This is a genomic window from Bacillus sp. 1735sda2, assembly GCF_024159245.1.
Taxonomy (GTDB): Bacteria; Bacillota; Bacilli; order Bacillales; family Bacillaceae; genus Bacillus; species Bacillus pumilus_O.
Genome location: NZ_JAMYWZ010000001.1, coordinates 528766 through 554675, shown reverse-complemented (window position 1 = coordinate 554675; position 25910 = coordinate 528766). Strand labels below are relative to the sequence as shown.

General features: G+C 41.2%; 27 protein-coding genes and 7 tRNA genes. 9 read left to right on the top strand and 25 right to left on the bottom strand.

Annotated features, from left to right (window positions below; genetic code table 11):
* Positions 1-45: 45 nt before the first annotated feature.
* Positions 46-516, top strand: coding sequence for a GNAT family N-acetyltransferase (locus NKR21_RS02720; protein ID WP_144456941.1), 471 nt, complete (start codon positions 46-48; stop codon positions 514-516).
* On the opposite strand, the gene NKR21_RS02715 is transcribed toward NKR21_RS02720, so the two are convergent.
* Positions 511-1296 (bottom strand): GNAT family N-acetyltransferase, encoded by a 786-nt coding sequence (locus NKR21_RS02715; RefSeq protein WP_144456943.1) that lies wholly within the window; start codon positions 1294-1296, stop codon positions 511-513. The genes NKR21_RS02720 and NKR21_RS02715 overlap by 6 nt on opposite strands.
* 163 nt (positions 1297-1459) lie before the next feature.
* Here NKR21_RS02715 and NKR21_RS02710 point away from each other — a divergent pair, with 163 nt between their 5' ends.
* Both NKR21_RS02710 and NKR21_RS02705 read left to right on the top strand, forming a co-directional pair.
* A complete protein-coding gene (locus tag NKR21_RS02710) occupies positions 1460-1900 on the top strand; it encodes a LytTR family DNA-binding domain-containing protein (protein WP_012009029.1) in 441 nt (146 codons plus the stop codon).
* Positions 1897-2313 carry a hypothetical protein gene (locus tag NKR21_RS02705; protein WP_144456945.1) on the top strand — a complete coding sequence of 139 codons (417 nt, stop codon included), beginning with the start codon at positions 1897-1899 and terminating at the stop codon, positions 2311-2313. Before NKR21_RS02710 ends, NKR21_RS02705 begins: the two co-directional genes overlap by 4 nt.
* Before the next feature lie 235 nt (positions 2314-2548).
* Here the strand turns inward: NKR21_RS02705 and NKR21_RS02700 are convergent, their stop codons facing one another.
* On the bottom strand, positions 2549-3745 hold the full coding sequence (locus NKR21_RS02700; protein ID WP_144456947.1) for an MFS transporter: 1197 nt from the start codon (positions 3743-3745) through the stop codon (positions 2549-2551).
* A 31-nt stretch (positions 3746-3776) separates the two neighbouring features.
* Positions 3777-4382 carry a TetR/AcrR family transcriptional regulator gene (locus NKR21_RS02695; protein WP_144456949.1) on the bottom strand — a complete coding sequence of 202 codons (606 nt, stop codon included), beginning with the start codon at positions 4380-4382 and terminating at the stop codon, positions 3777-3779.
* A 203-nt stretch (positions 4383-4585) separates the two neighbouring features.
* On the opposite strand from NKR21_RS02695, the gene NKR21_RS02690 reads away from it, so the two are divergent.
* The gene (locus NKR21_RS02690; protein WP_144456951.1) at positions 4586-5038 is read left to right on the top strand and encodes a MarR family winged helix-turn-helix transcriptional regulator; all 453 of its coding nucleotides are present in this window, start codon (positions 4586-4588) and stop codon (positions 5036-5038) included.
* A 56-nt stretch (positions 5039-5094) separates the two neighbouring features.
* Entirely contained in the window at positions 5095-5994 is a 900-nt protein-coding gene (locus NKR21_RS02685; RefSeq protein ID WP_144456953.1) for an alpha/beta fold hydrolase, read from the top strand.
* A gap of 33 nt (positions 5995-6027) precedes the next feature.
* Here NKR21_RS02685 and NKR21_RS02680 read toward each other — a convergent pair whose 3' ends face one another.
* Positions 6028-7176 carry a type II asparaginase gene (locus NKR21_RS02680; RefSeq protein ID WP_144456955.1) on the bottom strand — a complete coding sequence of 383 codons (1149 nt, stop codon included), beginning with the start codon at positions 7174-7176 and terminating at the stop codon, positions 6028-6030.
* A gap of 277 nt (positions 7177-7453) precedes the next feature.
* Between NKR21_RS02680 and NKR21_RS02675 the strand changes: the two genes are divergently transcribed.
* A complete protein-coding gene (locus NKR21_RS02675; RefSeq protein ID WP_144456957.1) occupies positions 7454-7822 on the top strand; it encodes a UPF0715 family protein in 369 nt (122 codons plus the stop codon).
* Between the two features lie 149 nt (positions 7823-7971).
* Here the strand turns inward: NKR21_RS02675 and NKR21_RS02670 are convergent, their stop codons facing one another.
* The 5 genes from NKR21_RS02670 to NKR21_RS02650 form a co-directional block, all read right to left on the bottom strand.
* Positions 7972-8733: an SDR family NAD(P)-dependent oxidoreductase gene (locus NKR21_RS02670; RefSeq protein ID WP_144456959.1), complete on the bottom strand. Its 762-nt coding sequence runs from the start codon at positions 8731-8733 to the stop codon at positions 7972-7974.
* Between the two features lie 104 nt (positions 8734-8837).
* Entirely contained in the window at positions 8838-9203 is a 366-nt protein-coding gene (locus NKR21_RS02665; RefSeq protein ID WP_144456961.1) for an MmcQ/YjbR family DNA-binding protein, read from the bottom strand.
* Between the two features lie 142 nt (positions 9204-9345).
* Positions 9346-10239 carry an alpha/beta hydrolase gene (locus NKR21_RS02660; RefSeq protein ID WP_144456963.1) on the bottom strand — a complete coding sequence of 298 codons (894 nt, stop codon included), beginning with the start codon at positions 10237-10239 and terminating at the stop codon, positions 9346-9348.
* Positions 10240-10433: 194 nt separating this feature from the next.
* Entirely contained in the window at positions 10434-11873 is a 1440-nt protein-coding gene (locus tag NKR21_RS02655) for a DHA2 family efflux MFS transporter permease subunit (protein WP_144456965.1), read from the bottom strand.
* Between the two features lie 72 nt (positions 11874-11945).
* A complete protein-coding gene (locus NKR21_RS02650) occupies positions 11946-12524 on the bottom strand; it encodes a TetR/AcrR family transcriptional regulator (RefSeq protein ID WP_144456967.1) in 579 nt (192 codons plus the stop codon).
* Positions 12525-12829: 305 nt separating this feature from the next.
* Here NKR21_RS02650 and bglS point away from each other — a divergent pair, with 305 nt between their 5' ends.
* Positions 12830-13561 (top strand): beta-glucanase, encoded by a 732-nt coding sequence (bglS, locus tag NKR21_RS02645; RefSeq protein ID WP_003214284.1) that lies wholly within the window; start codon positions 12830-12832, stop codon positions 13559-13561.
* A 42-nt stretch (positions 13562-13603) separates the two neighbouring features.
* Here bglS and NKR21_RS02640 read toward each other — a convergent pair whose 3' ends face one another.
* Positions 13604-14005 carry a MerR family transcriptional regulator gene (locus NKR21_RS02640; protein ID WP_088003280.1) on the bottom strand — a complete coding sequence of 134 codons (402 nt, stop codon included), beginning with the start codon at positions 14003-14005 and terminating at the stop codon, positions 13604-13606.
* Positions 14006-14222: 217 nt separating this feature from the next.
* On the opposite strand from NKR21_RS02640, the gene NKR21_RS02635 reads away from it, so the two are divergent.
* Together NKR21_RS02635 and NKR21_RS02630 are read left to right on the top strand one after the other, a co-directional pair.
* The gene (locus NKR21_RS02635) at positions 14223-15272 is read left to right on the top strand and encodes an NAD(P)-dependent alcohol dehydrogenase (protein WP_144456969.1); all 1050 of its coding nucleotides are present in this window, start codon (positions 14223-14225) and stop codon (positions 15270-15272) included.
* Positions 15273-15522: 250 nt separating this feature from the next.
* Positions 15523-15984, top strand: a complete 462-nt coding sequence (locus NKR21_RS02630) for a CarD family transcriptional regulator (RefSeq protein WP_144456971.1) — start codon at positions 15523-15525, stop codon at positions 15982-15984.
* A 288-nt stretch (positions 15985-16272) separates the two neighbouring features.
* Here NKR21_RS02630 and cspC read toward each other — a convergent pair whose 3' ends face one another.
* The 15 genes from cspC to NKR21_RS02555 form a co-directional block, all read right to left on the bottom strand.
* Positions 16273-16476: a cold shock protein CspC gene (cspC, locus tag NKR21_RS02625; RefSeq protein WP_008346765.1), complete on the bottom strand. Its 204-nt coding sequence runs from the start codon at positions 16474-16476 to the stop codon at positions 16273-16275.
* A 293-nt stretch (positions 16477-16769) separates the two neighbouring features.
* Positions 16770-17147 (bottom strand): hypothetical protein, encoded by a 378-nt coding sequence (locus tag NKR21_RS02620; protein WP_144456974.1) that lies wholly within the window; start codon positions 17145-17147, stop codon positions 16770-16772.
* Between the two features lie 361 nt (positions 17148-17508).
* Positions 17509-18309, bottom strand: coding sequence for an alpha/beta fold hydrolase (locus NKR21_RS02615; RefSeq protein WP_144456976.1), 801 nt, complete (start codon positions 18307-18309; stop codon positions 17509-17511).
* 159 nt (positions 18310-18468) lie between these two features.
* Positions 18469-18552, bottom strand: a tRNA-Leu gene (locus NKR21_RS02610).
* A gap of 48 nt (positions 18553-18600) precedes the next feature.
* Positions 18601-18683: transfer RNA gene (locus tag NKR21_RS02605), tRNA-Leu, on the bottom strand.
* A gap of 7 nt (positions 18684-18690) precedes the next feature.
* Positions 18691-18766, bottom strand: a tRNA-Lys gene (locus tag NKR21_RS02600).
* A gap of 30 nt (positions 18767-18796) precedes the next feature.
* Positions 18797-18871 (bottom strand) — tRNA-Gln (locus NKR21_RS02595).
* A 22-nt stretch (positions 18872-18893) separates the two neighbouring features.
* Positions 18894-18965, bottom strand: a tRNA-Glu gene (locus NKR21_RS02590).
* 9 nt (positions 18966-18974) lie between these two features.
* A tRNA-Ser gene (locus NKR21_RS02585) sits at positions 18975-19065 on the bottom strand.
* Between the two features lie 4 nt (positions 19066-19069).
* Positions 19070-19144: transfer RNA gene (locus NKR21_RS02580), tRNA-Asn, on the bottom strand.
* 209 nt (positions 19145-19353) lie between these two features.
* A complete protein-coding gene (locus NKR21_RS02575) occupies positions 19354-21201 on the bottom strand; it encodes a sigma-54-dependent Fis family transcriptional regulator (RefSeq protein ID WP_144456978.1) in 1848 nt (615 codons plus the stop codon).
* 108 nt (positions 21202-21309) lie between these two features.
* Positions 21310-22689: a dihydrolipoyl dehydrogenase gene (gene lpdA / locus NKR21_RS02570; RefSeq protein WP_144456980.1), complete on the bottom strand. Its 1380-nt coding sequence runs from the start codon at positions 22687-22689 to the stop codon at positions 21310-21312.
* Positions 22690-22707: 18 nt separating this feature from the next.
* Positions 22708-23838, bottom strand: a complete 1131-nt coding sequence (locus NKR21_RS02565) for a dihydrolipoamide acetyltransferase family protein (RefSeq protein ID WP_144456982.1) — start codon at positions 23836-23838, stop codon at positions 22708-22710.
* Positions 23839-23855: 17 nt separating this feature from the next.
* On the bottom strand, positions 23856-24893 hold the full coding sequence (locus NKR21_RS02560) for an alpha-ketoacid dehydrogenase subunit beta (protein WP_144456984.1): 1038 nt from the start codon (positions 24891-24893) through the stop codon (positions 23856-23858).
* Between the two features lie 20 nt (positions 24894-24913).
* Positions 24914-25891, bottom strand: coding sequence for a thiamine pyrophosphate-dependent dehydrogenase E1 component subunit alpha (locus NKR21_RS02555; protein ID WP_012009005.1), 978 nt, complete (start codon positions 25889-25891; stop codon positions 24914-24916).
* Between the last annotated feature and the right edge of the window lie 19 nt (positions 25892-25910).

Genomic DNA, 25910 nt, shown 5'->3' with positions numbered 1-25910 from the left:
CAACTCACTTTCTCTTTTTATTTTATGACGATGGAGGTACTTTCAATGAACATTAGACCAATTGAACAAAAAGACAATCCGTATATCGCAGCGATTATCCGTCAGTCACTAGAATCAGCGAATCTGGCGATTGAAGGAACAGCCTACACTGATCCCCACCTTGACCAGCTATATGAATACTATCAAACATTGACTCATGCAGCCTATTGGGTTGCTGAAGAGAATGGTGACATCGTGGGCGGCGTAGGCATTGCTCCATTTTCGAACGGCATATGTGAATTACAAAAGCTGTATTTGAGCCCAAAAGCACAAGGAAAAGGTGCTGGCAAAAAACTGATGGATACAGCACTTCACTACGCCTCTACATACTATGGAGCATGCTATTTAGAAACCCGCCAAGAATTAACTGCCGCGACTGGCCTTTATCAGCGATATGGCTTTTCTCTTCTTTCAGAGCCGATTGAAGGCTCTGAGCATTCTGCAATGGATGCTTGGTATCTCAAAACCTTCTCATGAGCTGTAAAACAATCGATAGGTTTTTGTCCGCTGAAAGCCTAGCTTTTCTGCTAATTTGATTGAAGTTAGATGTTGGACATCGCAATCCCAATGCGGTGTCCTTTTATTTTCAAGACAACTCCTGATCATATGCTGACCCGCCAGCTGTGCTAAGCCTTTTCCCCGGCAGGCTTCCTCTGTCCAAATATCGATCTCCACACGATCTTCACTTGAAAAAATGGAGACACATTCACTCACGACGTCCTCACCATCTAAGATAGCGACTCCAATTCCTTTTGATAGAAAGCGCGCCGCTCTCCCCCAATAGGCTTCGTAATAGCTAGGCGTGAAAGCCTTGCTTGCCTTGATCACCTGTTCATTTGTCCGCTCTACTCTGTAGCCTGAATGAGACGCAGGAACATAAGAATGGACCTCCGAAAAAACGTACGCATGCCTCTCCATCTCATTCAAATGTGATCCAAGATATTTTTTCATCATCACATCTGTTAATTGATTTGCTGAAAATACGGTAAACCGGCCGTTTTGTCTTTTCTGCCTTTCGTAAACATCTACAATGAACGCCGAGCAGTGTGACAGCTCTTCTTCCCTCTTGCCTGCAACATAATAAATGCCGCATGCTGTTTCGAGAAAATAAATACGAGGGTGCAAGGTATCATCTACATAAAGATTCCCTTGTACGAAACCGTCCATGACCGCATCTACAAACACTGGATATGCTGGATCGATCTGACGAATTCCTTCTTTTATCGCTGCTGTCCTTTGCTTTTCCAAAAGATACATAGCGTCCCCCTTTTCCAAACATCTTCTTTCCTTCCATTATATATAAAAAAATGCACGTATGCAGTGACTCTTTGCAACAAGAAGAATTCTTCTGCATCAAAACAAAATGTCTTCGCATTTGCTTCTATGTATTGCTATGCTCATTGTGAAAGGAGGTTTATGAATGAAACTTCGTTTTATCTGGAATCAAGAAAAGGATGTGACGGAAGTGGACGTCATTAGCCATCCACATAATCAAGAGCGTTTACAAAAAATCGAAGCGTTACTGGAAACGCCTCCTTCTTTGACGGTGAAAGATCCAAAAAACGATCGTCAATCACTTTTACCATTGGAACAAATTGAAGCGATCTCTGCACTAGGACATCTGTCAAAGGTTGTCACTGCCGATGGGAGAACGTATTTTTTAAACAAACGTTTGAAGGACTTGAAATGGTTAGAGCACGAACTTTTCTTCCGTATCAATAATGCGGTCATCCTCAATTTAGCTCAAGTTCACAGTTTTGCAGCTGGTACGTATGCTCGCTTAGAAGTCGAGACTCTCTCGCAAAACAGCTATACTGTCAGTCGACATTACGCAAAATATATAAAGGAGAGATTTCAATGATCAATGAAATGAAAAATCAATTTATGCAAACGTCTTTTGTCTCTATTGTATGGCTGACACTCATCTTGTCACTGACCAATCAATCAGTCACCATCCCTTTTGGATATGTATGGCACATTATCGCTATTGGCACTTTGGCAGGCTTTGTATTTGGTGTCTTGTACCCTTTACTATGGAATTATCTTACCTTTCCTGCACCTGTCAATATTCTCATCTCCACCGTAGTCAATTTAGCCTTTCAATTAGGGGCTGTCGCTTTATATTCAACCGATTTACTGCAGTTGATTATGCCCTATTTCATCGCCATTGCTTTTCTGACACTAGCAGGCCATATCATTGCCTTTCTGTTTTACAAAAAGCATCAAAATCAAAAAATGGCACAGGCATTGAATCGTCTGAAGCCGCAGTCATAAAAAAAAGAGACCTCTATCAAGGTCTCTTCAGATTGTTGACAAAGGGCTAAAATGATCTTTATTTTAGCCCTTTGTCTTCTTTTCAGCGTGATAGAAAACCTTTGAAGTCTAGGAAGGCCGAGCACTGGCGCGGAGCGAATTTGACATTCGTGAGCACCGGCGCGCAGACCTGACAACGAATGCGAAGGTTTGTCTACACGCTGAAGAGACCTCTATCAAGGTCTCTTTTCTATTATTATGCCGCAGGCTCTTCCGCCTTCCCCTTCCAAATAAGGGTTAACCCTAATCCAAGAAATAAGACAACACCTGCGAATAGAAATGGGAAGTGTATATCTTGATCGAATAAAATCCCGCCAAGGGCTGGGCCAAAAATCGTACCAAGGCTTGTGTAGGTAGAGTTCATCCCTGCGACAAAACCTTGCTGATTGCCAGCGATTTTTGATAAAAAGGTCGTTAATGCTGGACGCAATAAATCAAAGGCTAAGAAAATGACACATGTGACAATCAGGACTACCATAAAGCCTGAGACGACAGTTGAAACAAAAGCGAGCACCGCTCCAACGATCAAGCAAAGCTGAATGACTCTTTTTTCCCCAAGGGCATTTACGAGTTTCCCAAACACCAGCACTTGGATGATAACAGCCACAATCGAGCTGACCGTAATAATCACCGCAATATCTTTTGGACCAAATCCAAACTTATGATTTGTAAACAGACTAAATACCGTTTCATATGCAGACAGTCCAAATGCGAGAACAAACACAATAATAAAAGCGATGAGATAGCTTGGATGAATCGATCTTTTCAAATCTTTAAAGAAGGTCGATTCCTTCACTTGATCCATCTGCTTCGCTCTCTCTTCTTTTGTTAATGGCTCCTTTAGCAAAAGCATAGACGAAATGACGGCTATAAACGCAATCCCTGCTGCAAAGAAGAATGGCAAACGTACGCCGTATTCTGCGATAAATCCGCCAATCCCAGGACCAATAATAAAGCCGGTACTAATGGCCGCTGACACATATCCCATTGCCTTTGATCTTTCTTGAACGGTCGTGATATCTGCGACATAAGCAGTGACAGCTGGCATAATAAATGCCGCACTAATACCGCCTAGCAGTCTTGCAAAATATAGCACATACACGTGTGTCCCAAGACCGAAGACGAGTTCTGATAGCGCAAATAGAAACAGTCCTGACACAATCATAACCTTTCTTCCGTAGCGGTCTACCCATCTCCCTGCAATAGGTGATGCAATGAGCTGAGCCACAGCAAACGCCGCCACAAGGTATCCCATCGTACTTCCCGTTAGATGCATCACATTCATGAATAACGGCATGACAGGAATGATAAGGCCGATGCCTAAAAAGGCAATAAATATGTTACTTAATAAAATAACGAGAACAGCTTTTTGCTCACGAATCGGTTTTTGCATGATGTTTGTTTCCCCTTTATTGATTCAATTGTTACTCATGATGGTTGATTCCGTGAATAATCAATGAGATCGCTTGTTTTTGCAATTCTTTTTTCTCTTCAATTGGATCATTTTTATACAGCACATCTAATCCGTAAAAAACGGATAATAATATTTTCACTGTTGACTCCACATGCTGGATTGACCAGCTGCCGTCTTCGTTACCTTCAAGTATGATGTCTCTCATCACATCATCAAAGTCGGCATCAATTTTGTTCAACCGTTCCATAACCTCGTCTGATGTAAAGGCACTTGCACAAAATTCCTCACTTGCTCTCATTAATGGATAATTAATGCCCATTTGACTGAGCAGTTCTGCAAATCCTGCGAGCTGATCAATGGCCTTGTGCATCGTTTGTTTTTCCTGATGCCACGTCTCCATCATCAGGAGGTGATCCTCTTCCATGATATGAAGGAACAAAAACTCTTTTCCTTTAAAATGGTGATAGAGATTGCCTTTACTCACTTCAGCCGCCTCTAGAATATCTCGCACAGAAGTTTCTGAGTACCCCTTTTTTGCAAATAAATCACGTGAAGCGGTGACGATTTTTCGCTTCGTCTTCTCGCTTTTTTCAGCCCCGCTTTGTATACTTGTCATCTTTCACAATCCCTTCCACCTTGCTTTTCTTCGTCAGGACAAACAAAACCGACCAGTTGGTTTATTTTTTTATTATAAATGGATTTTTTTAAAAATACAATGAAAAAGTCATTGAAACGATCACTGTGCCATCTTCTCATTTAATTTATCTTAATATTTAACTTTTCTTAACTATAAACATCACCTATAATGAAGTAGAGGTGATGTCATTGGATGAGGAAATCATTCATTACAGTAAAAAAATCATTGAATACTCGAATGCTCTAGGCTCCATTTATGTAGAAGAGTATCAACGTTTTTTAAAACATGAGTATGCAGATTTATCGGCTAAACAAGAGCTGACTCTTGAATTATTACGGACAAAAACAAGAACCATCAACGAGCTAGCTGATTACTTTTCCATTTCGGCAAGTGCCGCTAGCCAGCTTGTATCAAAGCTTGAACAACTTGGCTATGTTAAACGAGAAATTAATCCGCAGAACCGGCGGGAAATCATTGTGGATTTTGCTCAAAAGGGTCATGACTTTCACAAGAATACAGAAGAAATTCAATTGCACCTCATTCAAAAATACTATGCAAAGCTTCCTAAAGACGATTTAAAAACATTATTATCTCTATACGAAAAAATCTATCAGATTGCGAAAGAAGCGCCTTGATGTGGTGTTTCTTTCTTCAACATTTAAGTTAATTAAACTATTAAGGGGATGAAAGTATGAACAGTATTCTTTTACAAGATGGACGTCATATTGGTTTGTGTGAATACGGCGATCTAGCAGGATTTCCAATATTCTTTTTTCACGGAACCCCTGGGTCAAGAGTCATGTTTTTAGAAGATGACCCCATTTCTAAAGAGCTCGGTATTCGTCTCATCTGTTTAGACAGACCGGGATTCGGTTTATCTACCCCTCAACCTGAACGTACGATTTTAGATTTGGCAAAAGATGTGCTAGAGGTAGCAGATCATCTCGGCATTCACCATTTTTCAGTGATGGGTGTATCTGGAGGCGGCGCATTCGCTGCTGCCTGTGCTTATCAATTGCCGAATCGAGTGCTTTCAGCCGCTCTGATTTCAAGTACAACGCCATTTCAGGACGGAAAACCACCTAAAAGTATGCTCAAAGAAAACAAATTGGCTTTTTTCCTCAGTAAGAAATTCCCTTGGCTATTGAAAGCAAGCTATCGTTCTCAAAAAAAGATGATTGAGAACAAACCTGAGAAATTTAAGAATCTAGCCAAAAATGGAAACAAACATTTACATCCATGGGATCGTCAATTCCTTCAAACTGATGAGCAATTAGAGATGATGATGACACATTTACACGAAGCCACTCGCCAATCGGTGGATGAATGTATTCGTGAACCAAATTTGCTCTCACGTCCGTGGGCATTCGATATGAAGGATATTCAAATTCCTGTTGATGTCTGGCATGGAAAGGAAGATTCGATGGCTCCGTTTGTCGAAATAGAAAAAATGGCGCCTCACATCCCAAACGTCAAAACCAATTATATCGATGAAGCGGGACATTTCCTTACGGATGTAGACGATATTTGGCGAGATATTTTACTTTCTTTAAAAACACGTGCAAAAGAGCATCATCAGGAGCACGTATAAAAAAAGACCCGAAGCTCCGGGTCCCTTTCTTCATTAATACTTTTCATAAAATGTCTGCACTTTACTTGGATCTTTTGTCTTCGTTAGAGCGAGCATAAGCAGAATACGTGCTTTTTGTGGGTTCAATGAATCTGATGAGACAAAGTGATGTTCATCATCCATTTTTTCATGGGTCACAATCCCATTGCCTGCACGGCTTGATCTCACGACGACTACATCTTTCTTCACGGCATCTGTTGCCCCTTTGATGGCTTCTGTTGACATTGTTCCATTTCCGGCTGCGGCAACGACTATCCCTTTCGCTCCTGCTTTTACTGCTGCATCATACATGTATTTTTGATCATTTTGATAGCCGTATAAAATATCGACTTGTGGTAATTCCTTTATGTTTGATACATCAAATTCACTTTCAGACGTATGTTTTCTGGTCGGTTCGTTATAAAAGGAAACCACTTCACCAGCAATTTCTCCAATGTAGCCATGTTCAAGAGACTTGAAGGAATCGGTTGTGGTCGTATTTGTCTTTGTAATAAATCGAGCGGATGCAATTCGGTCATTTAACGTGACCATGACCCCTTTACCTTTGGCTTCTTTTGTAGATGCAATTTTCACCGCATGATACAAGTTGAGCGGGCCATCCGCACTGATAGCAGATGCTGGACGCATTGAGCCAACGACTACAACTGGTTTATCACTTTTGACAACCAGATTTAAAAAGTAAGCGGTCTCTTCAAGTGTATCTGTTCCATGTGTGATAACAATTCCATCGACTTGATCATCGTTTAAGAGTTTATTCACTCTTTTGGCTAATTTTAAAAGAAGAGCATCATCCACATTTTCACTACCTACGTTCGCCACCTGCTCACCGGTTACGTTTGCAATATCCTTTAGCTGAGGAACTGAGGCAATGACTTTATCGATACCAAGTGCACCAGATTTATAACCTGTCGTATCGGTATCACTGTCTGAACTTCCGGCAATTGTCCCGCCTGTTGCTAAGACTTTAATATTAGATAAGGACTTATTCCCCGTTTCTACGGCTGTCGTTTTGTCCTTTGATTCATTAGATGCGGTTTCATTTTCGTTTTGATTTTTCTCTTGGGTACTTGTATTGGCACAAGCTGCTGTCAACAGTAATAAAACAGAAAGTAGGACAGCACCTAACCATTTTGTTACGTTCATTCGATCATCTCTTTTCTTAAATGTGATGGATTCAAAGCTAAGTCTCTTTCTATAGGGTTTACTTTATACCATTCCTTCATTCATCAGCATGAGGCGAAAGATTCACAACCAAATAAAGGAAGAAAGGACATTATCATAATTATTTATTTACATCTAAATACCTAAATTCACTTTTATAAAAGAGAATATTCGGGTCGTACAATGAATAACAGAAAACGATGATAGCTCATCAATTTATGATAAAATATAGTAAATTCTTCAAAAAGGAGTATATCTAGTGCAATTGCTTCAATCATTTCACAAAATTCTAATCACACTATTCCTTAGTTCGATTTTACTCAGTCTGTTCGTATGCTTCTATCCACCGATTCAGGGCGAGCCTGCGTTCTTGGTTTTTTACGTTCCTATCTTTTTTGTTTATTATTTCGTCTTTGCGGTTCCTTTGCAGTTATTATTTTCTTTGCAGCCAAAGGCTTTCCATCCACTTTATCTTGCTGCTTATTTAATGATTGCAATGGTTGTCATGCTTTTTGTGATTGATGGTATCGGGATTTCAACATCTATACCTATCATCATCATGAGCAGTTTGATCTACTGGGTCTCTGATTCTTTGCTTTATCAAAGAACATATGAAAAAAACACCTAACGTGAAGGTGTTTTTTTCAATTGGTATCCATTTTAGTTTGAGTAAGTTTCGCAGGACGGACGAGATTTTCTACTACATATGGTTACATACTAGTTAATCATGCCATAAAAAAATCACCGAGGGCATCTTCCCTCAGTGATGTGTCATGTCTATTTCATACTTGAGCCAGCATGTGAAAAAATCGGCTCTTTTAATTCAAAATCAAAGGTCTTGCCGTCAACTATACCGACTGTTTTTTCATGATCATACAGCTCAAGCAGACAGGCTGCCATTTCTTTTGAAGTATGATATTTCTTGATATTGCCTTCATATTCGAATTGATCGACATCTAATGAACGCTTTGCAAATTCTGATTCTGTTGCAGAAGGTGCTAATATTTTCGCCTGTAACTTAGCTCCCTTTTCTTTCAACTCTAGTGCTAGTCCTTCTGTAAAGGCGCTCACGTAAAACTTCGTGGCTGAATAGGTGACGGCATTGCCGACGACTGTATAGCCCGCTCTTGAAGAAATGTTGATCAGCTGAGCCCCTTCTACTTGCTCATAATCATGAACAAATAAAGTGGATAAAATCGTTAATGCTTCGATATTCAGGTGAAGCATATCCCCAATTTTACTTAGATCCTGCTCTCCAATCGAGCCGAAATGGCCGAATCCTGCATTATTAATGAAGGTGTCGAGCTCATATTCAGCCAATGATTCATAAAATGAATTCACTTGCGCCATGTCGGTTAAATCGACAGACTGTATGTTTACTTTAATATCGGGATATTGATCAAGAATCTCTTTCTTCAGTTCTTGGAGTTTCTCGAGCCGGCGTGCAGCTAAAATAAGATTTTTGCCTCGTGCTGCAAAGGCCAGTGCCGCCTCATATCCAATACCTGAACTTGCTCCTGTAATGACTGTATAGCCCATTTGATATCCCCCTATTCACGTCTTCTCACTGTTTAAATTATAACGAGAGCATTTCGTTCTAGTCAATTTTGAAGGGATTCTCAGGGTTATTCATTTGTCTAGCTTCATTCATCTTGTTGGAGGATAGCTTGTTGAGATTTTTTTGTTAATTTGCGGAAAACCAATTGATAGGAATGTTCGATTAATTCCTCTACAAATGATGATGGAATGTCTGCATCAAGGTAGATGGAATTCCAATGAGTCTTATTCATATAATAGCCTGGGATAATCCCCTCATGCATCTCTCTTAGTTCTTCAGCACGTTGAGGGTCACATTTTAATGTGATAACAGGCTTTCGATTCGCATCCCCGCCCATCATAGCAAACATCTTTCCACCAATATGATAACGATCTGCCTGCCATTCTGGCTGATAATCATGGGTGACTCCTTTTAAAGAAAGACAAAATGCCTGTAGTTTCTCTTTTTCCATTAGTTTCATCTCCTTTTTAAGTCGTCTTCTATTCTTTCTATTATATCGACTATAAAGGCAAATATCTGATCTTTTTCATTCACTTCACAATAATAAAGCACAGACCCGCTGGGTTCTGTGCTCTTATCTCAATGTTTCTTTCTTATTCAAATGCCTTTTTCAATTGATCACTCATGAGATGCCAAGCTTCTTCAGCTATTTCTAAATCTCCAGCATGTGTGAAGGCGTGGGGGACTCCTTTAAACTGTCTGTATGTGACGTCTACCCCTGCTTCTTTTAACTTCTCCGCATATTGTTCGGCTTCTTGAGCTAGCGAATCTCTTTCAGCTGTGATAACGAGAGCTGGTGGCAATTGGGCCAAAGATGAACGATCGGCAAAGATTGGAGAAACGAGCGGATTGTGCGGATCTTGGCCTTGCAGATAGAAGGCGTTAAAGAGTCTCGCCATTTCAACTGGGATCGCTTCTTCAAATGCTGGCTTTTGTGCTGGATCAGTAGCTAAATCAAGTGGCGGATAATCAAGCACTTGATAGACAATCGGGAGTGGATTCTCTTTTTGAATATTTAAGAGACAAGCAGCGGTTGCCAGGTTTCCTCCTGCGCTATGTCCGCCAATGGCTATTGCTTTGGGGTCTATTTGAAGCTCATCAGGGTGTTCATACAACCACTTCAGGACATCGTAGCATTCATGAAGAGCGGCTGGAAAAGGATGCTCTGGGGCAAGTTGATACTCGACATTGACGACGATACATTGCGCCCTGTCTGCAATGACCGGACACCAGTGGTTATCCATTTCAGCACTGCCTAGGATAAATCCTCCGCCATGTAAATTCACAAAAACGGGAAGCGGCTGCTTTGATGTGTTGACCGGCTTAAATACCCATACCTTTGTTTCACCAGCACTTGTTGGAATGTCATATTCCATTTTGTTCACTTCGGGAGGATGGACTGGTTTTAATTCCGATTGACTCGGTAATGAACCTTCAGCTGGTTGACGTAATGACGCTGCGATTTTGATTTGCTCTTGTAAGTTCATGATCTCAGTCTCCTATCTTATTCATTTCTTCTTAACACATTCGTTCCTTTTTCCTCTTTTCCTTCTACTGAATGAGCAGCACATTCTATTTGGTTCACTTTTAATCTATCTCCCCATTTTCGCCCTCTTTGAAACAAACATTGAACAAATAAAAAAGCACTGCGGCGCTAAGTCCTCAGTGCTTTTCATCTATTTTATGAAACTTGCTGTTCTACCTTCACTCGTTTAATGAAGAAAGCGATAATTAGACCAATGACGGTCATGATCACAGCAAAGATAAATGCATGCTGGACGCCATTTGTAAAGGCGAGCAGCTGATTCATCGGATTTGCAGGATCAGCCACATTCTCCATAAAGCTGCGGGTTCCTGATGAAAGAATTGAAATACCGACCGCAGTACCAATGGCTCCTGACACCTGCTGCAATGTATTCATAATCGCTGTACCATGCGGATATAGCTCTGGCGGCAGCTGATTTAATCCATTTGTTTGTGCAGGCATCATAATCATCGCGATTCCAACCATTAACGTAATGTGAAGGGTCACAATGTATCCAATCGATGTATTCACACTTAGATTGGTGAAACCTAACATCGTTGCTGCAACGATCGCAAGCCCTGGAATCACAAGCCATTTCGGTCCGAACTTATCAAATAATCCCCCCATGATTGGAGATAGCAGACCGTTGATAATTCCACCTGGCAATAGCATTAAACCTGCTGTAAAGGTCGTTAGTGCCAAGGATGTTTGCAAATATAATGGCAAAATCATCATAGCAGATAGCATCACCATCATACACACTAAGATTAGCAGTAACCCAATGACAAACATCGGATATTTAAACGGGCTTAAGTTCAGCATCGGTTCCTTCATATTCAACTGTCTGAGAGAGAATACAAGAATCCCAATGACACCTACTACAATTGCAACGATCACATGCATACTGCCCCAGCCGCCGCCTTCACCGGCACTACTAAAGCCGTACACAATTCCTCCGAAACCAATGGTTGAAAGCACAATCGATAAAATGTCGATTGTCGGTCTTGTTGGTTCTGTAATATTTTGCATGAAAATAAAACCAAAGACGAGTGCAGCAATTAATAGCGGAAGTGAAATCCAGAAAATCCAATGCCAAGTCAGCGAATTCAAAATAAGACCAGAGACTGTTGGGCCAACAGCTGGTGCAAACATGATCACAAGACCTATAATCCCCATAGATCTGCCTCGTTTATGAGGAGGGATGATCACCAAAATCGTATTGAACATCAATGGAAGAAGCAATGCTGTTCCAACTGCCTGTACGACACGTGCCACCATTAAAATACTAAAGACTGGCGCAACTGCTGCGATAAAAGTTCCAATGATCGAAAAGACGAGCGACGTCATGAAAAGCTGTCTTGTTGTAAACCATTGAAGAATAAGTCCTGAAATTGGTACGAGAATACCGAGTGTTAATAAATATCCTGTTGTTAGCCACTGAGCTGTCGTCGCTTCAATTCCAAAGTCTAACGTTAAGCTTCTCAGTGCCATATTGAGTGCCGTTTCACTGAACAGTCCAATAAAACCAGCTGTGATAAATGAGATAATGATGGGCAGCGTTCGAATATGAGAATTTGCTGCTTGCTGTTTGTTCATAGTAGGTTGGCTCCTTTTCTTTTTCAATTTAAATCAATCATAGGAAGTGAGAATGGTCAGAAATGAGCCACTTCAATGTCTATTGAAAACAGATAAAATCTGTTTTTCTGCAGCGAATTGAGCGATTTTTTCGATTGAATAACCAGATTCATGAATATAAAACATCAGTTCAGGCGTCATTGGAGAGGACATACAAAGTGTGGTCAGCTCAATATCCTGTATGCTCGCTTCCCCTTTTTCATCTGCTTCTTCTAGCAAATCACGAATCATTTGTCTAAGCGATTGACTGTAATGGCAATCATACACTTTACTCGTCTGCTCTAGATTCCCAGATATCGTAAGCATCCGAATCCAGTCTAAATGATGACCGACAATGAGGTGAATTTCTTCGAGGACATAACGCAAACGTTCACGAACCGGCTGGTCACTGATTTTGCTCAAGTAAAGATGCAAAGCAGGAATCAGCTGTTCAACTTTTTCTCCAAGGATCGAAAGGCACAAATCACTTTTATTGGCATAACGGCGATATAGAGTACCCTGTCCAACACCAGCTGTTTTGGCAATTTTATGCATGCTAACATTTTCTACACCAAATTCCTGAAACAAAGAAAAAGCAACTTCTTCAATTTCCTTCCCAATATCCTTTTCCATGATGCTTCACCTTCTTTACCTTCATCCAAATTACACTTCTCTCTATGTGTTCAATCAAAACTTTTTTGTTTTCATTAGGACAATTGTACCGGTATTATCTTACGGACAACTGTCCGCTTTGTCAATCATTCTTTAGTAATTCGCTTGAAAAAGATCATTTTCTTTCATAACTTCCTATGAAATAAGAGAAGAATCTAGTAAAAAATCCTCCTTAATATCATATATTAGACCGATTTTCGATTTCGAGAGAATCAGGTATGATCAATTAAGAAAACGCTTTCAAAACAAGAGAGGGGAATGCCTACATGTCTTACCGTGTGAAACGAATGTTGATGCTACTTGTCACTGGAATCGTCTTGAGTTTATCCACATTTACTGCGGGTGCCTCTGCCCAAACGGGTGGATCGTTTTATGAGCCTTTTAACAACTATAATACGGGGTTATGGCAAAAAGCCGATGGGTACTCGAATGGAAATATGTTTAACTGTACGTGGCGTGCAAACAATGTCTCGATGACGTCGTTAGGTGAAATGCGATTATCGCTCACAAGTCCTTCCTATAATAAGTTTGACTGCGGAGAAAACCGTTCTACTCAAACATATGGCTACGGGCTTTATGAAGTCAGCATGAAACCAGCCAAAAATGTGGGGATCGTGTCTTCGTTCTTTACTTATACAGGACCGACGGATGGTACGCCTTGGGATGAAATTGACATCGAATTTCTAGGAAAAGATACGACAAAGGTTCAGTTTAACTACTATACCAATGGTGTAGGAAATCATGAAAAGATCGTCAACCTTGGTTTTGATGCAGCAAACTCTTATCACACGTATGCATTTGACTGGCAGCCTAACTCGATTAAATGGTATGTGGACGGACAATTAAAACATACTGCCACTACTCAAATCCCTCAAACGCCAGGAAAGATTATGATGAACCTGTGGAATGGTGCAGGTGTCGATGAATGGCTCGGCTCCTATAACGGTGTTACACCACTCCACGCACATTATAACTGGGTGCGTTACACAAAAAGATAACCACATCAGAAAACCTGTGACTTGTCACAGGTTTTTCTTCATTCAAATGGAATTGGTTTTTAGTTGATGAACGAGCTTTTGTTCATAACTGTGGATAATATCTTCATAACTTTCTATCTTGTAATCTAATCGCTTAATCGTCTCTTCGATTTCCTTTTGCTTTTCTACAAGTCTTTCTCGCTCATTGACCAAAATACTTTTTCGCGAGGACAGGGTATGATCCTCGCCCTCAATAAATAAAGCCGTATATTCTCGAAGTGCATCAATTGAGAGACCCGCATTTCTCATACATTTGATAAATTCAATCCACTGAATATCCTCTTCTGCATAATCACGAATACCGCTTTCATCACGACGGATCGGTCGAATTAACCCAATATTCTCGTAGTATCTGAGCGTAGCAGTAGATAAATCGAGCTGCTTGGCGGCTTGTGCTATTTTCATTGTTTTCACCCTTCTCTTCTTCTCTCACCTTATGAAAAATGAAATTCCTTCTTTTTATCATCTCCAATTTGATAGAGAACGCAAGATGCTTTTGGCTCAATTCTTTATTTAAGGATGTTGAAAAGCCTGAAGAGGGTTCTCCATTGACTTAGAGTTCACTTTAAGACGTACAGTATAGAAGTAAAACAGAATCTTACTTTTGAAAGGATGATCCAGAATGTGTCAGACGCACCAATCAAACGTTTTAAGTGTTTCACATGCAAAAGCGAATTTTGAACGGACAACCATTGAACGAAGAGCGCTTCGTCCACATGATATTTTAATTGATATTCAATTTAGCGGAATCTGTCATTCAGATATCCACAGCGCCTTTGATGAATGGGGCGGCGGTATTTTCCCAATGGTTCCGGGTCATGAAATTACTGGAGTTGTTGCGGCTGTCGGTGATGATGTGACGAAGTTTCAGATTGGAGACTGTGTAGGCGTTGGTTGCTTTGTGGATTCCTGCGGCACCTGTGAATATTGCCAAAATGGAGACGAGCAATATTGCACGAAAGGAGTCGTCCAAACCTATAATAGCATTGATTATGACGGGGAACCAACTTATGGCGGCTATAGTCAGAAGATTGTCGTGACAGAGCGTTTTGTCGTCAGCATTCCAGATCAATTATCCCTTGATGCCGCAAGTCCTCTCCTCTGCGCTGGTATTACCACTTATTCTCCGTTAAAGCACTGGAAGGCAGGCCCCGGTAAAAAAGTCGCCATCGTCGGGATGGGTGGGCTCGGTCATGTGGCCATTCAATTCGCACGTGCACTTGGCGCTGAAGTCACGGTATTAAGCCGCTCGATGAATAAAAAAGAAGAGGCACTGTCATTTGGTGCAAAAAACTATTTTGCTACAAGTGATCCCGATACATTTAAAACATTAGCCGGTCAATACGACCTCATTCTCAATACAGTCTCTGCCAATATCAATGTAGACGCCTATTTGTCCTTACTTCGCGTGGATGGAACCTTAGTGAATGTCGGTGCACCACCTAAGCCAGATCAATTCCACGTCTTTTCATTAATTTCCGGCCGCCGTAGCATTGCAGGTTCACTCGTTGGCGGCATCCAAGAAACACAAGAAATGCTCGATTTCGCAGCTGCTCACAAAATCGCACCACAAATTGAAGTAATCAACGCAAGTCAAGTGGATGAAGCGTATGAACGTGTGCTAAAAAGTGATGTGCGTTATCGGTTTGTGATTGATATTTCGACATTATGATCGGATTCTATTTGGAAAGACCAGCTCATCGGCTGGTCTTTTTTTAATGGTGAATATTCTGTTTTTCTTGTAGCAAGAATTCTTGAGAATATGATCAAAAACCCACCTAAATTTCCATAAAAAAATCTCTCTTTTTTAGAACTAAATTTATTGACAAAAAATAAATAAACATGTTATTATTAAAAATTTGATTATTTTAGCTCCAAGTGTGGTACCCTTAAAGTAGATACATGATATGGAGGCGGATGATATGTTTCAAATTGGTGATAACATTGTTTATCCAATGCACGGAGCAGGTATAATTGAAGCCATTGAAGAAAAAGAATTCTCTGATGAAAAGCAACAGTATTATGTGATCAAAATGTCAATCAGTCATATGAAAGTGATGATTCCGACACGGAAAATATCGGGTTCACGTATTAGACCTGTTACAGATCTACTGGCGTTAAACAATGTGATGCACGTTTTCCAGCATGGCAAATCAGATCAATTACTGACTTGGAAAGAACGCCATACAATTAATACAAACAAAATAAAAACGGGTGACATCCAAGACGGTGCAGAAGTTGTGCGTGATCTAATGCGGATGAAGAAAGAGAAAGCACTAAATGCAAGTGAAAAGAAAATGCTAGATGAAGCCCATGAATTTTTACTAAGTGAATTAGAAGTCATCGAAGGGATTACAGAAAAACAAATCAAAAGTTTCTGTTAAGAACTATGCCGTTCTTTACGGTATCCCTCACCATTTTTGAATACATGTTCTCTCGAACCAATCCATCCTTCAATTTTATTAAAGAAAAAAGAATTTATTTAGGCAAATTCCGCATATTGTAAATCCAATATGCTATACTGTTGATAAACCTTTGAAGCATGAATTTTTTTACGATTACCTTGTAACATCTCCCTACTTGTACGTTGAGTAGGGTTTTTTATTGCAGAAATAAATGAAAGCACAAAAAAACAGGCTCTCTACAGAGAACCTGTTTTGATAGAATGAAGATTAAGCAATTTTTTGAACGTTAGCAGCTTGAGCTCCACGAGAACCTTGCTCTACGTCAAATGATACTTTTTGACCTTCGTCTAAAGATTTGAATCCGTCGCCTTGGATAGCTGAGAAATGTACGAATACATCGTCGCCTTCTTCACGTTCGATAAATCCAAAACCTTTTTCTGCGTTAAACCATTTTACTGTACCTTGTTCCATGTTTGTTGCCTCCTAGTGCGTTATCACACAATGTATTATACTATCCTTGCCCAAAGTATCCTCAAGACGAAAAGTCTTTCTTCATGCTATCCTTTACGCCGAACAAAAATAATTATTCTTATTGTAACATGAAGCGGAAATAATTGCAATTTAGGATTTAAAAGAAGAAAATCAACGATCATATTTACCTTTTTTCTTCTCACACTTTAAGATATTTTTACTGCAAAATGTGCTTTTAATCATGAAAAGAATAAAGTAAGTTCATACTCTTAGGAAATTGATGTCGTTTTATTTCAGTTAAGATTGGCATCTTTATTCCTTTCATTTCTTAAAGTTACTATAAGACTAGCTAGGCTGGCTAAAGTTCCTAACACAGAAACAACAACTGTTAAAAAATCTGGAATAAGAAATCCTATTGGAATGAGTCCCAGAAAAGATAGAACAATAAAACATTGGTATACACTCGATATAGTTCTCACAATCAAGTGACTGAAAAAGGACATCACTAACGGAGGTATGAATAAACATACCATTATTCCAATTGATATTATTAAGATGTGAGGCTGATCAAATGAAATGACATTATCCCCTGAGGAATTTCTGGCAGCCACTAACATAACAACTATAGACATCATGAGAGTAAGTAAAACTAGAGAAAACCTTTTTATCATGTGATAACTCCTTTGGTTGATCTTATGAAACTTAATTACTTTTTATCAAATTATCTCATCATCACCTTTATTTAACAATATGGAAAATGATTGAAAACAACCCAATCATGACTGAAAACTATTTTTTAGAGGTTATTATTTAAGATTTCACAGCTAAGATAATTTGAAATGGATTCGTTCATACAAAAGAGAAGCTTATATTATAATCGATGTATCTTGTGATCTCTTTCTAATAAAAGAGCACAAAAATACCAAGGGTAGTGTACCCTTGATATTTTTTAGAAGTAATCGAGAGGACTTAAACCTCCTTGAATTATTCAGCCGTGACTCCGATTTACACAACTTTTGCACAAGATCTAAGCTATTTCTTCACTTTTTCCGACTCAAGTCTCTTTAACCAGTTATAAACTAATGAGTTAAATACATCGGGTTGTTCGATTTGCAGGTTGTGGCCACCCATATCAAGCACTGCAAAAGTTGCCCTTGGATAGTCTTCAATCAGCCGCCACGCATCGTGATATCCGACTACATTGTCTTGACGCCCTGTGATAATGAGCGTGGGATACTGAAATTCAGATGAAATGTCGAAGGTATAGCCATACCCATTTTGAAGAATGTTATTGATGAATTCATGATTTGTTTGTTTAGAAGGAAGGTAAATTTCATCTCGAAATCTTTCCCATTCCGTTTTTCCTTGCACAATTGCCATGGAGCAAAACTCATCCGTCTCCTCTGAAGAGAGCTGTGATATGAAGCTGTTGTCACTTTTTAGAACGATCTTCTCTGGCACGACTCTTTTATCGAATACAGGTATAGTCATTGGGGCTACAAGCAGTAATCCACGAACGGTTTCCCGGCGTGAATGAACGATCCCTCTAGCTATGTACCCTCCATATGAATAACCACAAACAATAAACTGTTCATCAGGAATAATCTCGTCCAAAAGACGCAATACCGCTTCTAACATATCATCAGAGTTCTGAATAGATGGATTCGCCTCGGAACGTCCCATCCCTGGTAAGTCTATGTATATTCTTTTCCAACCGCTTTGTTTTTCAAATACCGGTTCCAATGCATGTAACATCACTTGATGGTCAAGTGTCCAACCATGCAATATAACGATCGGAAATCCTTCTCCAATGACTTTATGATAAATTGACATGTATTATTTCCCCTTTCCTACCCTTCAATATTTTATCACAATTTTAGCAATATTCTTTGTTCCACTGAATTTAGCATCAGCGTAAACTGTCATAAATAACGGTTCAATTACTTCGAACACACAAAAAAACCAAAGGTCTACAACCTTTGGTTTCTTAGATGCGGCCGAGAGGACTTGAACCTCCACGGGTTATTCACCCACTAGGCCCTCAACCTAGCGCGTCTGCCATTCCGCCACGACCGCGTGTATGATGTGCTCATATATTCATAAGTGCACTGTTTGAAAAAACAATGCGGGTGAAGGGACTTGAACCCCCACGTCATAAAGACACTAGATCCTAAGTCTAGCGCGTCTGCCAATTCCGCCACACCCGCGTGACAATGGTGAGCCATGAAGGACTCGAACCTTCGACCCTCTGATTAAAAGTCAGATGCTCTACCAACTGAGCTAATGGCTCATCTGCTATGCAGAAAAACATATTAAAAAATGGCTGGGCTAGCTGGATTCGAACCAACGCATGACGGAGTCAAAGTCCGTTGCCTTACCGCTTGGCTATAGCCCAACGAATCAAAAATAACAAAACATGACCCGTACGGGATTCGAACCCGTGTTACCGCCGTGAAAGGGCGGTGTCTTAACCGCTTGACCAACGGGCCATAAAATAATGGCGGAGAAGGAGGGATTTGAACCCTCGCGCCGCTTACGCGACCTACACCCTTAGCAGGGGCGCCTCTTCAGCCACTTGAGTACTTCTCCATTATGGCTCCGCAGGTAGGACTCGAACCTACGACCGATCGGTTAACAGCCGATAGCTCTACCACTGAGCTACTGCGGAATAATAAGACATGTTTCATTATATATATGCCAGAAAAATGTGTCAAGAATTTTTAAGCTTTTCATTCCTGCTTCATTTGCGACGGCTTTTATAATTTAACATATACTAATATAACAGTCAAGCCTTTTTCCATGCCATTTGTTTAACATGGCAGAAAGCCCCGGGCCTCTTCACGTAGACCAAGGGCCTTGATGCGGCCTTCCATGAGATTAAGACAGATGAAACTTTCGCATCCACTTATAAAAAGTACTTCTTGGCACTCCTGATAGCCTCGCTGCTTCTGACACATGACCTTTCGTTTTATGCAGTGCGTCTACCACTGTTTGCTTTTGAATCCGTTCCCTGAATGTGAGTTCTTTTGGTGTCTTCGTATACTCTGCTAGATGAAGCTTCTGCTTTTTATGATCAATAAACTCTAATACTGAAGCATATTGCGATTCACCAATCCATCCACCATTCGGAAAGAGAACCCTTAAATGTTCAAACAGGTTAAAAAGCTCTCGTATGTTACCTGGCCAGTGATACTCCTGCAATTTCTGAAAAAGTGATTCAGGAAACGATGCATTCCAGTGGTGCTTTTTTTGGTAATAACGATATAAATCATGAATGTCTTCTTTTCTTTCTCTAAGCGGCGGGATGTTGATCGGATAGACATGAAGACGGTAATACAAGTCTTCTCGTATTTTTCCTTCCTTCAGCAGTTCGTTCATATTACGGTGAGTCGCTGTGATGATCCGAATATCCAAAGGGATTTCGTGTGTCCCTCCGAGCGGTACGACTGCCCTTTCTTCTATCACCCGAAGAAGCGCTACTTGCATCGCATATGGGATTTCACCTATTTCATCTAGAAAGAGCGTTCCTTTATGGGCTTGTTCAAATTTCCCTTTAGCTCCGTGACGTTTCGCCCCTGTAAAAGCCCCTTCAGCATAGCCAAACAGCTCACTTTCTAACAGACTTTCAGGAATGGCTCCGCAATTAACAGCAATAAACGGCCCCTTATGCCTTTCACTGGCGGAGTGAATGGCTCTAGCGGCAAGTTCCTTCCCTGTCCCTGTTTCTCCCCAAATATATACATGAGCATCTGTTTGTGCCGCTTTCTTCATCTGACTAAGTGTCTGTTGAAATACCTTACTTGTTCCTGATTCCCCGGGAAATTGAGCAAATGAAACGGTGATGTCATTTTTCGCTGCTTCTTCAAAGGAAAAGGATATACCTAGCACCTTCCCGTCTTGCTCTGATCGAATGATCTGCTTTCCCCGGATAACAAATGAATGATCCTTAAGCCGCTCGACATCCATTCCATACCAGTCTGAAAATCGGTCTCTAATCGACCTGCTGGCAGAAACAATTTGCTTTTTTTCATTACAGACCACATACGGTTTGTCTACTTCCACCTGCTGGAGACAATGAGTGATCAGCTCCATTTCTCTCCTTTTTTGCTGGACTTGAATGTCTCTCTCGATGGCATAAGCAACCGTTGAAGCAATTCCAAGCATAAAAGGGTGCTTGTTATCCGTCATACAGGAGATGTCAATTACCCCTATGATTGTACCGTCTGCATCGCGAATTGGAGCAGCGGAACAACTCCAATGATGAGAGGCGATAGAAAAATGCTCAGTTCCGTTGATCGTCACCGCTTCTCCGATGACGAGTGCCGTTCCGATCGCATTTGTCCCTACATCCGTTTCGGTCCAGCGCGACCCCTCCATAAAATTAATTCTTCTTGCTTCCACCATCGTTCTTTCGCTTCCTGCCAGACTTAGCACATAACCGTCTGCATCGATGAGTAAGGCCAACATGTCAGATTCTTTTAATTGCTGACTGATTTTATTTAAGTAAGGAACAGCCGCATTTAAAAATAATGAATATTTCTTTTTTTGGGCACTGAATAATTCCTTTTCTAACAACGACTGTCCTTTATCTAAATACGGATTCACATTTGCCTGTTTACACCTATGCCATGATTCTGCCACTCTCTTATTCAGACGAGACTGATCAAGCAAACCTTCACGAACAAAACGTTTCCACGTATTTAAATAACAAGGCGGCGGATTCATTCCATCCTCTCCTCTGGGGGCTTTTTATTCATTATAGATAAATATAAAAGCGCTTTCAATTATCATTGGCTAACCCAAGAAGTCAATCGGATAGAAAAGGAGTCTTGTTCAGCAGTGCACCGCTCGGCCAATGGTTTGCAGCAAGGCTTCATGTATTGCCTCTGAAAGTGTCGGATGTGCCGCAATAAACTGCTCTAATGTATCAGCGGTCAGCTCGGTATGCATCATCACCGCCGCTTGTCCAATCAGTTCTGTTGCATGCGGTCCGATGATTGAAATGCCTACTATTTCTTGATATTGCGGTTCTACAATGACCTTTACTTGACCGACTGGTTGATTTAAGATCAATGCCTTTCCATTTGCAGAAAAAGCACATGTCCCGATCCGAATCTCCTCATATTGTTTTCTAGCACTCTCTTCATTTAAACCAACACTGGCGATTTCTGGAGAGGTGTAGATGCACCTCGGAATCACTTGTTCATTGACCTTTATATGTTCACCTGCTGCATGGGATGCCGCAACTGTTCCTTCATGAAAGGCAGTATGAGCAAGCTGTACACCACCTGTCACATCACCGCACGCATAAATATGCGGGAGATTGGTTTGCATATGTTCATTGACGTAGATTCCGTTTCTATCAAATTCAATTCCAATCTGATCAAGATTCAACTCTTCAAGTTGCGGAGTTCTGCCAATCGCCACTAAGCATAGATCCGACTGGATGTCACACCGCTCTCCTTGATTATTCTCCACCATTATATTTCTTGAAGTGGAATCAAGCTGTTTAACTGCGGCGGCCGTTAAAATGTCTACACCCGTTTCTTCGAGCTGTTCGTGAAGACATTGTGCGATTTCCCGATCTTCTTCGGGTAAAATGTGCAGAGCCCGCTCAATCATGACAACCTTTGATCCCATTCTGCTATAGATGCTCGCAAACTCACAGCCGATCACCCCGCCCCCAATGATACAAAGTGAATCTGGGATCGAAGAAAGTGACATGGCATCCTTACTGTGAATGATCCATTCGCCATCAAAAGGTGCAAACGGTAAAGCAGCAGGCGCAGCCCCTGTTGCAATAATGATTTGCTTTGCTTGAATGATTTCAGACTTTCCTTCACTTTCTATGAATAACTCATGTGCTGATAGAAATGTAGCCTTCCCATTTACTACGGTGATTTTGTTTTTATTCATCAAGTAACGAACACCATCAGTGAGCTGTTTGACGACAGACTGTTTCCGTTTTTGGACAACATTCCAATGGATGATAGGCTCATGTTCTGGAAGCTCTATACCAAAATGTACAGCCGATTTCACATGCTCATACATATCGGCGCTTTGCAAAAGTGCTTTGGTCGGGATACAGCCTTCATTGAGGCAGGTACCTCCCAGCTGACCTTGATCAATTAACACAACCTCCCTGCCAAAACGGGCGGCTGTTATGGCCGCCACATAACCTGCTGGTCCGCCTCCTATAATGACCAGTGTCATGGTACATTCACCTTCTTCCTATAAAAGAATGGATATTGGTTCTTCTAAGTGTGCTTTGACCGTTGATAAAAATGCAGACGCAGGTGCCCCGTCCAGCACGCGGTGGTCAAACGTAAGACTGAGTGGCAAGATGGTTCCTTTACACAATTCATCCTCTCGATAAACAGGGGTGTCATACATTGTTCCGATACCAAGGATCCCCGCTTCCGGCGGATTCAAAATTGGCGTGAAATGCTCTACGCCATACGCTCCAAGATTGGTGATGGTAAAGGTAGAACCTCTGATTTCGTCATGAAGAAGCTTTCCTTCTCGTGCTTTTTTGCCATACAATTTAATGCTCTTCGCCAGCTCTATCAGCGTTAACCGCTCCGCATGCTGAATGACTGGTACAGCCAATCCGTTATCTAACGCAGCAGCAATCCCAAGATGAACATTCTCAAAGGTTTCCACAACTCCGTTATGATATTGACTATTCATTGCAGGATGTTCTAACAACGAAAGGATCGCTGCTTTGGCTACAAAATCGGTGATGGTCAACTTTGTCTCGTAACGTGCGATGGCTGTTTCATTCAGCTGTTGTTGTAAGTTTGTCAGTTTTGTCACGTCCGCTTTCATCGTAATGGTTAATTGTGCACTTGTTTGCAGGCTTTCCATCATTCTTGAGGCAATTGTTTTCCGCATCATGTTCATTGGCTGATGCTCTGTCTCGTTTTGTTTTGTCTCTTTCCGTTCAGGAAGGGCATTTAGTACATCCTCTTTCGTAATTCTTCCACCTGGTCCTGTCCCCACCAGCGTATCAATGTCTAAGTTGGCGCTATTCGCCATTTTGCGGGCAACAGGGGAGATTTTCTTTCTCTCTTTCTTTGGTTTTGGCTGGATGTCTCTTTCTTTCTTTTCCTTCACTTGTTCATTTCCTTCACCGATATAGCAGATGACCGTGCCAGGCGGTACACCTTCTCCCTCGGGCACTTTTATATCCAATATGGTTCCTTCAGCAGGTGATTCAATCTCCATTTCAATTTTTTCTGAGTTGATGCTTGCAATGCTTTCTCCTTTATTTACGGTCTCACCGACCTCTTTATTCCAGACAGATACCGTTCCTTCTTTCATCGACATGCCCAATTTAGGCATCACAACTTCGACAGCCATCTCCCTCTCTCCTTTCTCTAGTTCAAGATCTTGTCATGACTCTTGCCAATCATCTCTAATACAGTGTTCACAACTTTATCAGGTGTTGGCAGATATATATCTTCAAGAGGTGGTGAAAATGGTACCGGCGTATGAGGAGCCGTCACTTTTTTGATTGGCGCGTCAAGTAAATCAAATCCTTTATCCGCAACCAAAGAAGAGATATCTGCGGCAATTCCGCACCTTGGATTTGCTTCATCGACAATGACAAGTCGATTTGTTTTTTCTACTGAAGTCAGAATGGCCTCTTCATCAAGCGGCGACAAGCTTCTTGGATCAATCACTTCCGCTTCAATACCTTGGGCAGCTAATTGCTCTGCCGCTTCGAGTGCTGTATGCACTTGTTTGCCTACTGCAAAGATGGTTACATCAGATCCCTCTCTCTTCACATCTGCTTTCCCAAGCGGCAGTGTGTAATACCTTTCCGGCACATCTCCTGTGATATTGTAAAGCGTCTTGTCTTCAAAAAAGATGACAGGGTCCTGATCCTCAATCGCTGCCAGCAGCAGCCCTTTGGCATCATAAGGGGAAGAAGGTACAACTACTTTCAATCCTGGGATGCTTGTAAATAGCGCATACAAACTTTGCGAGTGCTGAGCTGCTGCTCTAAAACCCGCCCCATGTGTCGTTCTAATTGTGATTGGCACCTCTGCTTTTCCGCCAAACATGTACCGAAATTTTGCCCCTTGATTCAGCACTTGGTCGAGACAAGTACCGATAAAATCATTAAACATAAGTTCCGGAATTGGTCTTAGCCCTGTTGAAGCAGCTGCCATGGCTGCGCCTACATAGCCAGCTTCACTAATTGGTGTATCAAGGACACGCTCACGTCCAAATTCCTGGACGATTCCTTTCGTTACACCAAGAACACCGCCCCATGCTTCATCATCTTGTAAGTGATCTACATGAGCGCCTCCCGCAACATCTTCCCCCATTAAAATGACATCTTCGTCTCTTCTCATTGCCAGTTTAATCGCTTCATTCAAAGCACTAGACATGCTAATTTCCCTTGCCATTTCCCTCTCCCCTTTCAGATTTATTGATACGAAACATACACATCAGTCAGCAATTCCGTATGATCGGGATATTCACTTTCTTCACTGAATCTTACGGCTTCATCTATCGCATCTGCTACAGCCGCTTCAATATTTGATAGCTCTCCATTCGTCAGCAGCTGCTGCTTGATTAATTCATTTTTAAAAAGAGCGATCGCATCTCTCTCTTCTTGATGTTCGGTTTTTTCTTGATTGGTTTTGTAGCGCTGAGCGTCTCCTTCAAAATGACCATAATTCCGATATGTCATGCATTCAATCAATGTCGGACCTTCCCCATTTTTTGCTCGTTCTATCGCTTGTTCTGCGGCTTGATAAACAGCCATCACATCTTTTCCATCTACTTGAATCCCAGGAATGTCATAACCGGCCGCTCGATCTACGATTGATTTGCAGCTTGAAGCATAAGAAAATGGCGTCGCTTCCCCGTACCCATTGTTTTCTGCGATGAAAATGACTGGCAGTTTCCAGATGGCCGCGAGATTGATTCCTTCGTGAAAAGTCCCTTGATTGTTAGCACCGTCCCCAAAAAAGCAAACGCTTACATTATTTGTCTTTTTATATTTAGCCGTAAGGGCTGCCCCGCACGCAAGTGGAAAGCCACCTCCAACAATTCCGTTGGCACCTAGCATTCCTTTATCAAAATCTGCAATGTGCATAGATCCACCTTTTCCTTTACAAAGACCTGTGGCTTTTCCATAGATTTCTGCCATCATTCCTTTTAGATCACAGCCCTTCGCGATACAATGACCGTGGCCGCGATGTGTACTTGTAATACTGTCTTGTTCATTCAGATGAGCGCAGACACCTACAGCAACAGCTTCTTCACCAGCATAAAGATGGACAAATCCTGGCAAGATCCCTTTTGTAAAAAGAGTGTGTACTTGATCTTCAAATTGGCGAATTTCCTGCATTTTTTGATACATCCAAACGGCTTTTTCTTTTGTGAGTGCCATTTCCATGATAAAACCTCCTATCTTT